This window comes from Bradyrhizobium sp. USDA 326, from assembly GCF_049739485.1.
GTDB lineage: Bacteria > Pseudomonadota > Alphaproteobacteria > Rhizobiales > Xanthobacteraceae > Bradyrhizobium.
On the sequence record NZ_JBMGQA010000001.1, the window covers coordinates 1,446,924 to 1,461,057 of the forward strand.

The following is a 14,134-nucleotide window of genomic DNA, read 5'->3' on the forward strand; positions in this document are numbered from 1 at the left end:
GTCATCGGGCCGCGCTTCGCGCGGACCCGTTGGCTCGCAATGACGATGCGGACAGAGCGATGCCGTCCTAAAATGGCAGCCCGACATAATTTTCCGACAGCGACGTCGTCGCCGCCTGGGACTGCGTGACGTAGTCGAGCTCGGCGAGCTGGATGCGGGCGCCGATGGTGCCGGTGTCAGGGAATTTGTGCAGCATCGAGGTCATCCACCAGGAAAACCGCACGGCTTTCCAGACGCGCGCCAGCGCCTTGCTGGAGTAAGCGTCAATGCCGGCGCTGGATCGCTCGTCGTAGAATTCGCGTAGCGCACTCGACAGATAGTGCGCATCGCTGGCGGCGAGGTTCAGTCCCTTGGCACCGGTCGGCGGCACAATGTGAGCGGCGTCGCCGCACAGGAACATTTTGCCGAAACGCATCGGCTCGGCGACGAAGCTGCGCAGCGGCGCGATGCTCTTTTCGATCGACGGGCCCGTGACGAGGCTGTCGGCCGCTTCCTGGTCGAGCCGGCGCTTCAACTCGTCCCAGAAGCGGTCGTCCGGCCATTGGTCGACATGATCGTCGAGCGCACATTGCACATAGTAACGGCTGCGTTTGGTCGATCGCATCGTGCACAGCGCAAAGCCGCGGGCGTGGTTGGAATAGATCAGCTCATGGCTGACAGGCGGGGTGTCAGACAAAATGCCGAGCCAGCCGAATGGATAGACCCGCTCGAACTCCTCGATCGCCGAAGACGGGACGCTCGCGCGGCTGACGCCGTGGAAACCGTCGCAGCCGGCGATGAAATCGCAATCAATCGCGTGGGTGACGCCATCTTTCACATAGGTCACGCGCGGGTGACTGCCGTCGAAATCATGCGGCTGCACGTCCCTGGCCTCGTAGACGGAGGTGAGACCAGCGGCCTTCCTCGCATTCATCAGGTCGAGCGTGACCTCGGTCTGGCCGTAGATCATCACCGTCTTGCCGGTCGCGCCCTTCATGTCGATGCGGTGACGGCGGCCGGAGAAGGCGAGCTCGATACCTTCATGCACCAGACCTTCGGCATGTGCGCGCGCGCCAGCGCCGACCTGATCGAGCAGTGAGACGGTTCCTTCCTCCAGGAGACCCGCGCGGATGCGGCCGAGCACGTAATCCGGGCTCTGCCGCTCCAGGATGACGTTGTCGATGCCGTATGTGTGCAGCAGTTGCCCGAGCAACAATCCGGCCGGCCCGGCCCCGATGATTGCGACTTTTGTCCGCAATACTTGCTCCTTCCGATCCTGTAGGCTTTCGTCGCGGGTCGCTTGTCGCCTCGCTCCGTGCAGGATAATTATATCATATAACGGTTGGGAAGAAGGGAGGGCGTTCGCCGCAGCGCGACAAATCCATGCAACATGGATGATGTAGACGGCGTGGCGAGGTGCGCGCCAGTTTCCGGCTTGAACGCGCCGGCCAATTAGATAACATGTTAATTAACGAGACCGGGCCATCGAAGCCCGCCGTCGAAAACAGGGAGAGACGCGTGATGAGGAAAGCCTGTCTGGCGTTGCTGCTGGCAGCAAGCGTGAGCCCAGCGTTCGCGCAGGAGAAGACCTTCGATCTGAAGATCTCGCACTGGGTGCCGGCCTCGCATCCGCTGCAGAAATCGCTGGAGGACTGGGCCGCCGCGGTCGAGAAGGATTCCGGCGGCACCGTCAAGGGCAAGGTGTTTCCGGCCCAGCAGCTCGGCAAGGCGTTCGACCATTACGACATGGCGCGCGACGGCATCGCCGATGTCACCTATGTCAATCCCGGCTATCAGCCCGGCCGCTTCCCCATCATCGGCGCAGGCGAACTGCCCTTTCTGATCTCGGACGCCAAGGGCGGCTCGATGGGGCTCGACGCCTGGTATCGCAAATATGCCGAGAAAGAGATGAAGGACGTCAAATACTGTCTCGCCTTCGTCCACTCGCCCTCCTCGTTTCACTCCCGCACCAAGAAGATCGTCAACCCTGAGGACGTGAAGGGCCTGAAGATCCGCCCCGCTCATGCCACCATGGCGAATTTCGTTACCTCGCTCGGCGGCACCAATGTGCAGTCCTCAGCACCCGAAGTGCGCGACATCATCGAGCGCGGCGTCGCCGACGGCGTCACCTTCCCCTGGGGCTCCCTGGTGCTGTTCGGCATCGACAAGGTGACCAAGTACGACATGGAGGCGCCGCTCTACACCACGACCTTCGTGTTCGTGATCAACAAGGACAAGTACAATGCGATGTCCGACAAGCAGAAGGCCGCGATCGACAAGAATTGCACGGTCGAGATGGCGGGCGCGGTCGGAGAGCACTGGGGCAAGTTCGAGGATGCCGGCATCGCCAAGGTGAAGGCGGAGTCCGGTCACGAGGTCTACAAGCTGACGGCCGAGCAGACCGCCGCCTGGAAGAAGGCCGCCGAGCCGCTGGTCAAGACCTGGAGCGATAATGCCAAGAAGGCCGGCGCCGATCCCGATGCGGCGCTCGCGGACCTGAAGGCATCGCTGAAGAAGTACAACGCGCTGGCGGAGTGACGCCGCGGCGCAGTCGCTGCACCTCTCCCGCTTGCGGGAGAGGTCGGCGCGTCGCGCCGGGTGAGGGTTCTCTCCTCTAGGGGATTGTCGCGTTGTGGAAACACCCTCTCCCCAACCCTTCCCCGCAAGCGGGGGAGGGAGCGCAGCTTCATCGTGGACACACCTCGCACTCGTCGGAAGGACTCTTTCCCCATGAAGCGCGCCTGGATGGACCGCGTGATCGACTCGATCGAATGGATCGCGGCCGGCTTCGTCGGCATCGTCGCGCTCGACATCTTCCTGTCGGTGCTGCTGCGCAACACGCTGAACTATTCGATCCCCGACAGTTTCGACATCGGCCGCATGCTGCTCGGCATCCTCATTTTCTGGGGCATCGCGGCGACGTCCTATCGCGGCACCCACATCACGGTGGACCTGGTCTGGGGCAATGTCGGCCCGCGCTATCAGCGCTGGATCGACGTGTTCGCGACGCTGGTGCTGCTGTTCGTCGTCACCGTGCAGACCTGGACGCTGTTCGACAAGGTGCGCGGCACCTACAACGACAACGTCCAGACCTTCGACCTGCACATGCCGACCTGGCCGTTCTTCGCGGTCGCCTGGATCGGCGACGTCTGCGCCGTGCTGCTGATCGCGATTCGCACCTACCGGCTGATCTTCCATCCCGAAGAGATGCACGACCCCAAGATCAAGGCGACGGAGTAGTCATGAGCACCGATGCCGTCGCCGTTATCGGCTTCGTTTCCCTCTTCGTCCTGATGCTGCTGCGCGTGCCGGTCGGCATGGCCATGGGCCTCGTCGGCGTCTCCGGCTTTTCCTATCTCGTCGGCGCGACGCCGGCGCTGAAGCTGGTCGGCCAGACCTCGATGCGAACGGTCACCGATTACACGTTCGGCGTCATTCCGATGTTCCTGCTGATGGGCTCCTTCGTCAGCAATTCCGGCATGAGCCGCGAGCTGTTCCGGGCCGCCAACGGCTTTGTCGGCCACTTGCGCGGCGGGCTTGGCATTGCGACCGTCGGCGCCTGCGGCGGCTTCGCCGCGATCTGCGGCTCGTCGGTGGCGACCGCCGCGACCTTCTCCGCGGTCGCCTACCCCGAGATGCGCCGGTTCGGCTATCCGCAATCCTTCGCCACCGGCGTGATCGCGGCGGGCGGCACGCTGGGCGCGATGCTGCCGCCCTCCACCGTGCTTGCGGTCTACGGCATCATCACCGAGCAGGACATCGGCAAGCTCTTCATCGCCGGCATCATCCCGGGCCTGCTCGCGATGACCATGTACATGATCACGATCTTCCTGATCGGCTATTTCCGCCCCGACTTCCTGCCCAAGGGCAAGGTGACACCCTGGCGCGAACGTTTTGCCGGATTGAAGGAGATCTGGGCGCCGGTGCTGCTGTTCGTCTTCGTGATCGGCGGTCTCTACGGCCTGCCCTTCCTGCCGCGCTTCACGCCGACCGAGGCCGGTGGCGTCGGCGCCACCGGCGCCTTCATCATCGGCGTGCTGACGGGCCGCCTCGACCGCGAGAAGGTGCTGGCCTCGCTGCTGCAGGCCACGCGCACCGCGGCCGCGGTGTTCACAGTGCTGATCGGCGCGCTGATCTTCGGCTATTTCCTCACGGTGACGCAGACCCCGCAGAAGGTGACGGAATTCCTCACCGGCCTCGGCCTCGGGCCCTACGGCGTATTGGCGCTGATCATGGTGATGTATCTCGTGCTCGGCTGCCTGATGGACGCCATGGCGATGATCATCCTGACCGTTCCGATCATCTTTCCGGTGATCATGCATCTCGGCTTCGACCCGATCTGGTTCGGCATCATCATCGTCATGACCGTCGAGCTCGGCCTGATCCATCCGCCGGTCGGCATGAACGTCTTCGTCATCAAAAGCGTGGTGAAGGACGTGTCCTTCTCCACGATCTTCAGGGGCGTGATCCCGTTTGTGGCGACCGACCTCGTGCGCCTCGTGATCCTGATCGCATTCCCGCTGCTGGCGACCTGGCTGCCGACACGCATGATGGCGCATTGAAGAGGTGAAGCGATGACCACGCCGACTCTCGAAACCAAATACGTCTTCACCATCACCGCGCGCATCGGCGACGTCGTCACCGCCGGGGAGACCGGGATCGGCGTCCGCCGCATCATTCCGATCATCGGCGGCGAGGTGACGGGCGCGGTCAAGGGCCGTGTGTTGCCGTTCGGCGCTGACTTCCAGACCATCCGTCCCAACGAGCTGATCGATCTCGAGGCGAAATACGCCTTCGAGACCGGCGACGGCGCGATCGTCTATGTCGAGAACAAGGGCATGCGCTTCGGCCCGGTCGAGCTCCTGCAACAGCTCAAGCGCGGCGAGCCGGTCGATCCCAAGCTGATCTACTTCCGCACCGTGCCGCGGTTCGAGACCGGGCACGACAAGTATCGCTGGCTGATGGAGCACATCTTCGTCGGCTCGGCCGCGCGCCATGCGGACCGCGTCGTGATCGACGTGCACCAGGTCATGTGAGGAAGCTGCCACCTCGTCATTGCGAGCGCAGCGAAGCAATCCAGAGTCCCTCCAGGGAAAGATTCTGGATTGCTTCGCTGCGCTCGCAATGACGGAGAATGTGGCAACAGTTGCGCATTGCAACCTCCTCCCGGGCCGCCGCCTCGCCGGGCGGACGCCGGGCAGCTCAATGCCGGCCGAGGGCGACTATCCGGCGCCGCCCTCCTTGACTCGCCCGGAATTCGTTATACAACATAACTATTCTGACAAGGACGCAAATGACACAGGGAAACGCCGAGACCGCTAGCGCGGGCGCCTCCGGGCTGTTGAAGATCGAGCGAGCGGACCGGGTTCTGACCGTGGGTCTGAACCGGCCGGCCAAGCGCAATGCGCTCAATGACGGCATCATCCTGGAAATCGGCGAGTGTTTTGCGTCCCTGCCCGAGGACATCGGCGCGGTGGTGATCCACGGCATCGGCGATCATTTCTCCTCAGGCCTCGACCTCTCCGAGCTGACCGAGCATGACGCGACCGGCGGCCTGCTCCATTCCCAGATGTGGCACCGGGTGTTCGACCGCATCCAGTACAGCCACGTGCCCGTCATCGCGGCGCTCCGGGGCGCCGTGATCGGCGGCGGACTGGAGCTGGCCTGCGCGGCGCATATCCGCGTCGCCGAGCCCTCGACCTATTTCGCGCTGCCGGAGGGGCAGCGCGGCATCTTCGTCGGCGGCGGCGGCTCGGTGCGGCTGCCGCGGCTGATCGGTGTCGCCAGGATGATGGACATGATGCTGACCGGACGCGTCTATAGCGCGACCGAGGGCGCATCCTACGGCTTCGCGCAATATCTGACCGAAGCCGGCAACGGGCTCGGCAAGGCGCTGGAGCTCGCGACCAAGATCGCCTCCAACGCGCCGCTGACCAATTTTGCCGTGTTGCAGGCGCTGCCGATGATCGCGGAGGCCAATCCGCAGACGGGCCTCTTGATGGAATCGCTGATGGCGACCGTCGCGCAGAGCGACAAGGAGGCCAAGCGCCGGATCCGCGAGTTCCTCGAACACAAGACCGCGAAGGTGAAGCCCAAGTCATGAGCGTAAAGTCATGAGCGTAAAGTCATGAGCGCGCAGCCGTCCTCTTCCAGCACGGAGCGCGGCGCGAACACTTTCCCGCTGCGCCCGATCTCGTTCGGCGATCCCGCCGTCAACATCGAGCGCCGCGATGACGGCACGATCTATCTCAGGCCGAAGCAGCCGCTCGGCGACTATCCCGTCCGCATCACCGACCGCCTGCATCATTGGGCGACGACGACGCCGGACCGCGTCTTCATGGCCGAGCGCGAAGGCGGGCGCGGCTGGCGCAAGATCACCTATGCCGAGCTGCTCATTGCGAGCCGGCACATTGCATCAGGCCTGATTGCGCGCGGCCTGTCCGCAGAGCGCCCGGTCGTGATCCTCTCCGGCAACTCGATCGACCACGCCTTGCTCGCCTTCGGCGCGTTCTATGCCGGCATTCCGTTCTGCCCGGTGTCGCCGGCCTATTCGCTGGTGTCGAAGGATTACGGCAAGCTATCTTACCTGATGAAGCTGCTGACGCCCGGCCTCGTCTTCGCCGAGGACGGCGACAAGTTCGCCGACGCACTCACCGCCAATGTCTCGCTCGGCACCGAGATCGCCGCGTCCTATGGCCATGTGCCGGGCCGCGACGTCACCCTGCTCGCCGACCTCATGGCAACGCCGCTCCGCAGCGATCTCGACGACGTCCACGGCCGGATCGGCCCCGACACCATCGCAAAATTCCTGCTGACCTCGGGCTCGACCGGCAACCCCAAGGCCGTCATCAACACCCAGCGCATGATCTGCGCCAACCAGGTGATGCTGCGCGAGACGCTCGCCTTCCTGAAGGATGAGCCGCCCGTCATCATCGACTGGCTGCCCTGGAACCACACCTTCGGCGGCAACCACAATATCGGCCTGACGCTCTACAATGGCGGCTCGATGTATCTGGACGCCGGCAAGCCGATGCCCGGCGGCATCGAGGAGACCGTGCGCAATCTCCAGGAGATTTCGCCCACGGTCTATTTCAACGTGCCCAAGGGCTACGAGTCGCTGCTGCCATATTTGCGCGACGATCAGGGCCTGCGCGCAAAGTTCTTCGACCGGCTGCACGCGATGTTCTTCTCGGGCGCGGCGCTGTCGCCCTTCGTCTGGGACAGCCTCGACGAGCTCGCGGTGAAGGAAAAAGGCTACCGCGTGCCGATGCTGACGGGCCTCGGCGCGACCGAGACTGCGCCGTTCTTCATGTCGGTCAATCCACGCACCAGCCGCTCCGGCCATGTCGGCCTGCCGGTCTCGGGCAATGACGCCAAGCTGGTGCCGAACAACGGCAAGCTGGAGGTGCGCTGCAAGGGGCCGAACGTGATGCCCGGCTACTGGCGCCAGCCCGACATCACGGCAAAATCGTTCGACGAGGAAGGCTTCTACAAGCTCGGCGATGCGCTCAAGCCAGCCGATCCCGACGATCTCAACGCCGGCTTCGACTTCGACGGCCGCGTCAGCGAGGATTTCAAGCTGGCGAGCGGCACCTGGGTCAGCGTCGGTCCGTTGCGCGCGCGCTTCGTCGCGGCCTGCGCGCCGCTGGTGCGCGACGTCGTCATCGCCGGCATCAACCGCGACGAGATCTCCGCGCTGGTCGTGCTCGATCTCGACGGTTGCCGGCTGATCAACCCGACGCTGCCGACCGACGATCTCGTCGTCGCCACGCGCGACCGGCTGGTGCGCGAGGCGTTTCGCGAGCGCCTGACCCGTTTCCTGAGCCAGGCCACGGGCTCCTCGACACGGATCACGCGCGCGATCCTGATGGACACGCCGCTGTCGATCGACAAGGGCGAGGTCACCGACAAGGGCTCGATCAATCAGCGCGCGGTGCTGGAGCATCGCGGCGAACTGATCGAGGAGCTCTACGCTGCCAATCCATCGAACCGTGTGATATCGGTCGCTTGAGGAATCATCGCCAAAGGAGAATGCCATGTTGTTGAAGGATCAGGCAGCCATCGTGACCGGCGGTGCATCGGGGCTTGGCGCTGCCACTGCGCGAAAGCTGGCGGCGCAGGGCGCCAAGGTCGCCGTGTTCGACCTCAATGCCAAGCTCGCGGAAACGGTCGCGGCGGAGATCAAGGGCGTCGCCGTGACCTGCGACGTCTCCGATGCCGCCTCCGCTGAAGCCGCGATCGCGCAGGCGACGAAGGCCCACGGCCACGCCCGCGTGCTGATCAACTGCGCCGGCATCGGCGTCGCCAAGCGCGTGGTCGGCCGCGACGGGCCGATGGCGCTCGCCGATTTCGACAAGGTGATCAAGGTCAACCTGATCGGCACCTTCAACATGCTGCGCCTTGCCGCGACCGAGATGTCCAAGCTGGAGCCGCAGGCGACCGGCGAACGCGGCGTCATCATCAACACCGCCTCCGTCGCGGCCTATGACGGCCAGATCGGCCAGTCGGCCTATTCCGCGTCCAAGGGCGGAATCGTCGGCATGACGCTGCCGATCGCGCGCGAGCTCGCGCAGTTCGGCGTACGCGTGCTGACCATCGCGCCCGGCCTGTTCCTGACGCCGCTGCTCGCCAACCTGCCGCAGGAAGCGCAGGACTCGCTCGCCGCAGCGATCCCCTTCCCGCGCCGGCTCGGAAATGCCGACGAGTTTGCCGCGCTCGCGCTGCACATGGTCGAGAACGCCTATCTGAACGGCGAAGTGGTGCGCCTCGACGGCTCGCTGCGCATGGCGCCGAAGTAAGGCGGCATCCATGTTCGTGAACCGGCGCGAGGTCCAGATCCAGTGGGGCGATTGCGACCCTGCCAACATCGTCTATTACCCGCGCTATTTCGCGATGTTCGACGATTCGACCTCAACCCTGTTCGAGGTCGCCGGCTTCTCCAAGCAGGATCTGGTCCACAAATACGGCTTGGTGGGCATTCCCATGGTCGACACGCGGGCCAAGTTCTACATCCCCTCGACCTATGGCGACTGGATCACCATCGAAACCAAGATCGAGAGCATCAAGCGCTCGAGCTTCGAGGTGAAGCACAACGTCTACAAGGGCGAGGCGCTGGCGATCGAAGGGTTCGAGACCCGCGTTCTCGTCGGCCGCGATCCCGTTAACCCAGACAAATTGAAATCGGCACCATTCCCGGCGGAAATGGTAGCCAAATTCACGGGAAGCTAAATCGCCGCATCACCAAAAGAGGGGGGCTGAATTACCCCCCGATTTCTGCTTTCAAAGAAACTCGTCAAGGGAGGAATAGATGAAACGTTTTTATTTGACCGCCGCCATCACTGCGGCCGCGCTGGTGCTGCCGGCATTGCCCGCGCTGGCCCAGACCAGCGAAATCACCATCGGCATCACCACCACCACGACCGGCCCGGGCGCCGCGCTCGGCATTCCCGAGCGCAATGCGCTGGAATTCGTGCCGAAGGAAATCGGCGGCGTGCCGCTGAAGGTGATCGTGCTCGACGACGGCGGCGATCCCACCACCGCGACCACCAACGCCCGCCGCTTCGTGACCGAGTCCAAGGCCGACATCATCATGGGCTCGGCCCTGACACCGCCGACCATCGCGGTCTCCAACGTCGCCAATGAGGCCGGCATCCCGCATTTCGGCCTCGCGCCGTTCCCGATCACGCCCGAGCGCATGAAGTGGTCGGTCGCGATGCCGCAGCCGATTCCGATCGTGGGCAAGGTGCTGTACGATCACATGAAGTCCAAGGGCGTGAAGACGCTCGGTTACATCGGCTATTCCGATTCCTACGGCGACCTCTGGTTCAACGACCTCAAGGCCCAGGCCGTACCGATGGGCATGACCATCGTCGACGAGGAGCGCTTTGCCCGTCCGGACACCTCGGTGACCGGACAGGTGCTGAAGCTGGTCGCCGCCAATCCCGACGCGATCCTGGTCGGCGCGTCCGGCACCGCAGCCGCGCTGCCGCAGACGGAGCTGCGCGAACGCGGCTACAAGGGCCTGATCTACCAGACCCACGGTGCTGCCAGCATGGACTTCATCCGCATCGCCGGCAAAGCGGCCGAGGGCGTGCTGATGGCCTCGGGCCCTGTGATGGACCCCGAGGACCAGCCGGACACCGCGCTGACCAAGAAGCCGGGCCTCGCGCTCAACTCGGCCTATGAGGCCAAGTACGGCCCGAACAGCCGGAGCCAGTTCGCCGGCCATTCCTACGATGCCTTCGAGATCCTGAAGCGGATCATTCCGACGGCGCTGAAGACCGCGAAACCCGGCACGCCTGAATTCCGCGAAGCCATCCGCCAGGCGCTGCTGACGGAGAAGGAGCTCGCGGCAAGCCAGGGCGTCTACAACTTCACCGAAAAGGACCGCTACGGCCTCGACGAGCGCTCGCGCATCCTGCTCACGGTGAAGGACGGCAAGTACACGCTGGTGAAGTAGGCGTCGCCAAAATTCGAGACGACGAGAGCCGGCCCGATGGGCCGGCTCTTTTGTTTGTTTAATGGAGTGAGCTGCGGCTTCGGCGCCGGTGCGCCCCCTCTCCCGCTTGCGGGAGAGGGTTGGGGAGAGGGTGCCTCCGCGCTGGGACCGTCCGAGGCCTGCAGAGATAGTCCCCCAGAGGAGAGAGCCCCCACCCGGGGCTACGCGCCGACCTCCCCCGCAAGCGGGAGAGGTTGCATTGAACCCGCGGACGTGCCGGTGGCCTCAAGCCGCCTGCCGCAGCGGGGTCCAGGCGAACTCCGGATAGTAGTCATCCATCATGCGGTCGACATAGGCGGTGAGGTTTGGAAAGCCCTCGGCGCGCTCGCGCAAAGCCGATTCGAAGAACGGCGAGAGAACACCGGCGAGCATGCCGAAAGCGGTGGCATCGACGCCGCAGGGCTTGTTGCCCATCAGGTACGCCTTGTCGCCGAGTTGCACCGACAGCGCGAACAGCGAGCGCACCGCGAGGTCGACGTCGTCATCCGGCGCATGGCGGCCAAGGCCGGAGAGCAGATAGTTCTCGGCGACGCGGAATTGCGCATCCTCGCGCAGCTTCTCGCGGTTGTGCTCAGGCGCGCCGTCGAAGAAATGCGCAGGCCCCTTGGCGAAATTGACCGGATCGACCCAGCGTGCGCCGACCAACGCCCAATAGACGTGATGCTCGACCATCCGCTCGAATGCCCAGGCCTGCGCGCGTTCCTGCAACGAGAGCCCAGCATCGAAATCGAAGCCGTAGCGGCGCTCGATATGGGCGCGGATGAAGGTGGAATCGGCCACCGCCTCGCCGCCGTCGTCGATGAAGGGCAGCTGCCCCTTGGGGGAAGCGGGCGGCATCGCCCGCTCCTTCCGGTAAGGCAGCCCCGCCATCTTGAGCTGCACTTCCGTCTTGGTGACGAAGGGGCTGATTTCCGGCAGGCCGAAGCCGGCGCCAAAACCGTAAAGCGTGATCATGCGAGCTCTCCTGAACCTGTCGAACGATTTGACGGAACCTAGCGACCGGCTGCTGCCACCATGGTGGCAGCAGCCGTGATATCTTCTGCGAAGCGGGCCCCTCGCCAGGCCCGGCCCATCACGTGCCGGACCAGCGCATCCGCGGCATGGAGCAGCGAACGCGTCACGGCGGTCGCGAGCGCAAGGCGGAGGTCGACGACCGTGACATCGAGCGAGACGAGGCGGCGGAATGCCCAGGCCTGCCATGCCTGGACCTGGAAAGGCTGGCTCCGCCACAACGGGCCGGCCGGGCCGAAATGGGTTGGAATGATCATGGACAAATCCTCTTCAGTCGATGTGTTGTCCCGGTATAGAACTCCCCTGCTGCCAACATCCTGTCAGCAGCCGCGCGCCGCCTTCTGAAAAAGACCACCGAGAAAAAAGCAGCGACAAGGGACTGTCATGAGACGCGCCGACCGGCTGTTTCAAATCATCCAGGTGCTGAGGCGCACGCGTAAGCCGCTGACGGCGGACGCGATCGCGGCCGAGCTCGAGACGTCGAAGCGTACGATCTATCGCGACATCGCGACGCTGATCGGCCAGCGCGTGCCGATCCGCGGCGAAGCCGGCATGGGCTACATCCTGGAAAAGGGTTTCGACCTGCCGCCCTTGATGCTGACGCCCGACGAGATCGAGGCGGCGGTGCTGGGCGCGCAATGGGTCGCAGGCCACGCCGATTCCGCGCTGGCGCGCGCGGCCGAAGACTTGATGGCGAAGATCGCCGACACCGTGCCCGAGCGCCTGCGGCCCTTCGTGCTGGAGCCCGCGAGCCGGGCGCGGCCGAGCTGGAACAGGGAGCCGGACCGCCTGGACATGGCGCGCACCCGCACCCAGATCCACGAAGGCAAGAAGATCGTGCTGCGCTACCGTGACGAGCAGGGCCGCCCCAGCGAGCGCGTGATCTGGCCGATTTCGGTCGGCTATCTCGAAGCCGTGCGGCTGCTGGCGGCCTGGTGCGAGTTGCGCAGCGACTTCCGCAGCTTCCGCACCGACCGCGTGGTCGAGGCGACTTATCTCGACGAGAGATATCCGGAGCGGCGCGACGTGCTGCGCGCAAGATGGCGGCAGAGCCTGGTGTGGGGTCCGCCAAAGGACACGTGATGATGGAAGAGAGTTCCCGGATCGACCTGTCGAGCTGTTGCCAGGGTTGCGGCGCCTGCTGCGGCTATTCGCAGAACTGGCCGCGTTTCTCGATCGAGAGCGACGAGGAGCTTGCCGCGATTCCCGAAGGGCTGGTCAATGCGCGCCAGTCCGGCATGCGCTGCGAGGGTGATCGCTGCTCGGCCTTGCAGGGAGAGATCGGAAAGATGACGGCCTGCGGCATCTACGACGTGCGGCCGGAGGTGTGCCGCACCTGCATGCCGGGCGACGCCGAATGCGCGATGGCACGGCGGAAATTCGGGTTGCCGGTTATTGACGCCGCTTAGGCGGGAACGGCTTCGCTGATCTCGTCGTCGAGCTCGTCATCGAGTGGTGCGAGCACCGAGAGCGGCTTGGTCGACAGCGTGATCGGCTTGCGTCCGCCCGACAGCGACGGCGACGATTTGGCCGAGCTCTCACGCGACAGCGCATAGAGCGTCGAGCCGACGCGGCCGCCGTTCTCGATCAGGTCGCGTTCGCTGCAGCTTGCCGCGATCGCGATCGCCAGCGAGTGCAAATGGCTGCGGCGGTAGCAGAACAGCGCCAGCCTGGCGCGAACGTCAGGGGAAACACTCTCAACCAGCCTCGGTAGGCCACTCTCGTTGGCGCGATACATCTCGCCAAGGAGCTCGTCGCGGACCGGGCAGAAATCGCTTTCAAAGGTGTCGCGGCTTGAAAACATTGCAGTTCTCCCTCGTGTCAGGAAGATGCAGCGCAATTCTCTAACGAAAGGTTAACCACGCTGCCCGATAGTTGCCCGGTGTGGTTGCGCCCCGGCCGCGAATCGGAGGCGGAAGGGTGTTGCAGATTGCCGTCATTCCGGGGCGGTCCAAAGGACCGAACTACGGAGCGCAATTGCGCTCCTGAGAATCTCGAGATTCTCAGGTGCGCAACTGCGCACCATGGTTCTCGCTTCGCGAGCCCCGGAATGACAGATGCGCAGCAGTCAGTTCGCCGCCATGAAGATGGAGAGGCCGAAGCCGGTGAGATGGTGCAGCGCCTGGTCGATGCCGATCAGCGTCCAGAACCAGGGATGCGCAAGGTCGACGCCGAAATTGGCGGAGACGAACCCCTTGGCGCGGTCGATCGTGATGTGGATCGCGAAATCGATCAGCGCCACGAACCAGAATCTCGGCGCCACGATCAGGATCAGCGGCAGCGCAACGGCAAGGTGGATCAGGCAGTGCACCAGAAGCGGCAGGGCCCAGCCATGCTTCTGGTCCTTCCCGTGCGCCATCCAGGCGGTCTGGAGAACGAAATCCGCGATGATGTGCTTGAAGGTGAGCAGCAACATCCAGCCAATGAGCGCTTCAACCGGAATCGCCGATGACATGGGTGGAAACGACAAGCTGACGCCCTCATTGACGTGACGAGAAGAATTGGAGCGTTCAGCGCAACTTCTTCTTGGACCGGTCAAATCGCCGGGACGCGCGATTTATGACATTTCCCGCGGCGGAATGCAGCCGGGGGAACCGGAAAATCGCCAACTGTGGCTAACTGGTGATAGGATGACCAATCGCCGGG

Annotated in this window: 16 protein-coding genes; 11 read left to right on the plus strand and 5 right to left on the minus strand. The window is 64.3% G+C overall.

Features of this window, described 5'->3' with window-relative positions:
• Positions 1 to 67: 67 nt before the first annotated feature.
• A complete protein-coding gene (gene pobA / locus ABIG06_RS06915; protein ID WP_370135516.1) occupies positions 68 to 1,237 on the minus strand; it encodes a 4-hydroxybenzoate 3-monooxygenase in 1,170 nt (389 codons plus the stop codon).
• Positions 1,238 to 1,500: 263 nt separating this feature from the next.
• On the opposite strand from pobA, the gene ABIG06_RS06920 reads away from it, so the two are divergent.
• The 9 genes from ABIG06_RS06920 (at position 1,501) to ABIG06_RS06960 (ending at position 10,438) form a co-directional block, all read left to right on the plus strand.
• On the plus strand, positions 1,501 to 2,517 hold the full coding sequence (locus tag ABIG06_RS06920; protein WP_370140805.1) for a TRAP transporter substrate-binding protein: 1,017 nt from the start codon (positions 1,501 to 1,503) through the stop codon (positions 2,515 to 2,517).
• Positions 2,518 to 2,709: 192 nt separating this feature from the next.
• Positions 2,710 to 3,219, plus strand: a complete 510-nt coding sequence (locus ABIG06_RS06925; protein WP_370135518.1) for a TRAP transporter small permease — start codon at positions 2,710 to 2,712, stop codon at positions 3,217 to 3,219.
• Between the two features lie 2 nt (positions 3,220 to 3,221).
• Positions 3,222 to 4,541 carry a TRAP transporter large permease gene (locus ABIG06_RS06930; RefSeq protein ID WP_370135521.1) on the plus strand — a complete coding sequence of 440 codons (1,320 nt, stop codon included), beginning with the start codon at positions 3,222 to 3,224 and terminating at the stop codon, positions 4,539 to 4,541.
• Positions 4,542 to 4,553: 12 nt separating this feature from the next.
• A complete protein-coding gene (locus ABIG06_RS06935) occupies positions 4,554 to 5,015 on the plus strand; it encodes a DUF3237 domain-containing protein (RefSeq protein WP_124159302.1) in 462 nt (153 codons plus the stop codon).
• A gap of 257 nt (positions 5,016 to 5,272) precedes the next feature.
• On the plus strand, positions 5,273 to 6,082 hold the full coding sequence (locus ABIG06_RS06940) for a crotonase/enoyl-CoA hydratase family protein (protein ID WP_370135523.1): 810 nt from the start codon (positions 5,273 to 5,275) through the stop codon (positions 6,080 to 6,082).
• Between the two features lie 24 nt (positions 6,083 to 6,106).
• Entirely contained in the window at positions 6,107 to 7,990 is a 1,884-nt protein-coding gene (locus ABIG06_RS06945) for a feruloyl-CoA synthase (RefSeq protein ID WP_370135525.1), read from the plus strand.
• A 25-nt stretch (positions 7,991 to 8,015) separates the two neighbouring features.
• Positions 8,016 to 8,777 carry an SDR family NAD(P)-dependent oxidoreductase gene (locus tag ABIG06_RS06950; protein ID WP_370135527.1) on the plus strand — a complete coding sequence of 254 codons (762 nt, stop codon included), beginning with the start codon at positions 8,016 to 8,018 and terminating at the stop codon, positions 8,775 to 8,777.
• A 10-nt stretch (positions 8,778 to 8,787) separates the two neighbouring features.
• A complete protein-coding gene (locus tag ABIG06_RS06955) occupies positions 8,788 to 9,207 on the plus strand; it encodes an acyl-CoA thioesterase (protein ID WP_370135529.1) in 420 nt (139 codons plus the stop codon).
• A 79-nt stretch (positions 9,208 to 9,286) separates the two neighbouring features.
• A complete protein-coding gene (locus ABIG06_RS06960; protein ID WP_124159308.1) occupies positions 9,287 to 10,438 on the plus strand; it encodes an ABC transporter substrate-binding protein in 1,152 nt (383 codons plus the stop codon).
• Between the two features lie 264 nt (positions 10,439 to 10,702).
• Here the strand turns inward: ABIG06_RS06960 and ABIG06_RS06965 are convergent, their stop codons facing one another.
• Both ABIG06_RS06965 and ABIG06_RS06970 read right to left on the minus strand, forming a co-directional pair.
• Positions 10,703 to 11,431, minus strand: coding sequence for a glutathione S-transferase family protein (locus ABIG06_RS06965; RefSeq protein WP_124159309.1), 729 nt, complete (start codon positions 11,429 to 11,431; stop codon positions 10,703 to 10,705).
• A gap of 38 nt (positions 11,432 to 11,469) precedes the next feature.
• Positions 11,470 to 11,745, minus strand: coding sequence for a hypothetical protein (locus ABIG06_RS06970; RefSeq protein WP_124159310.1), 276 nt, complete (start codon positions 11,743 to 11,745; stop codon positions 11,470 to 11,472).
• Positions 11,746 to 11,872: 127 nt separating this feature from the next.
• Here ABIG06_RS06970 and ABIG06_RS06975 point away from each other — a divergent pair, with 127 nt between their 5' ends.
• Together ABIG06_RS06975 and ABIG06_RS06980 are read left to right on the plus strand one after the other, a co-directional pair.
• The gene (locus tag ABIG06_RS06975) at positions 11,873 to 12,571 is read left to right on the plus strand and encodes a helix-turn-helix transcriptional regulator (protein WP_319328818.1); all 699 of its coding nucleotides are present in this window, start codon (positions 11,873 to 11,875) and stop codon (positions 12,569 to 12,571) included.
• Between the two features lie 2 nt (positions 12,572 to 12,573).
• Complete coding sequence (locus ABIG06_RS06980; RefSeq protein ID WP_199751404.1) at positions 12,574 to 12,897, plus strand: YkgJ family cysteine cluster protein; 324 nt, start codon at positions 12,574 to 12,576, stop codon at positions 12,895 to 12,897.
• Here the strand turns inward: ABIG06_RS06980 and ABIG06_RS06985 are convergent.
• Both ABIG06_RS06985 and ABIG06_RS06990 read right to left on the minus strand, forming a co-directional pair.
• Positions 12,894 to 13,292 (minus strand): hypothetical protein, encoded by a 399-nt coding sequence (locus ABIG06_RS06985; protein WP_124159313.1) that lies wholly within the window; start codon positions 13,290 to 13,292, stop codon positions 12,894 to 12,896. The genes ABIG06_RS06980 and ABIG06_RS06985 overlap by 4 nt on opposite strands.
• Positions 13,293 to 13,556: 264 nt before the next feature.
• Positions 13,557 to 13,904 carry a DUF3307 domain-containing protein gene (locus ABIG06_RS06990; RefSeq protein WP_199751405.1) on the minus strand — a complete coding sequence of 116 codons (348 nt, stop codon included), beginning with the start codon at positions 13,902 to 13,904 and terminating at the stop codon, positions 13,557 to 13,559.
• Between the last annotated feature and the right edge of the window lie 230 nt (positions 13,905 to 14,134).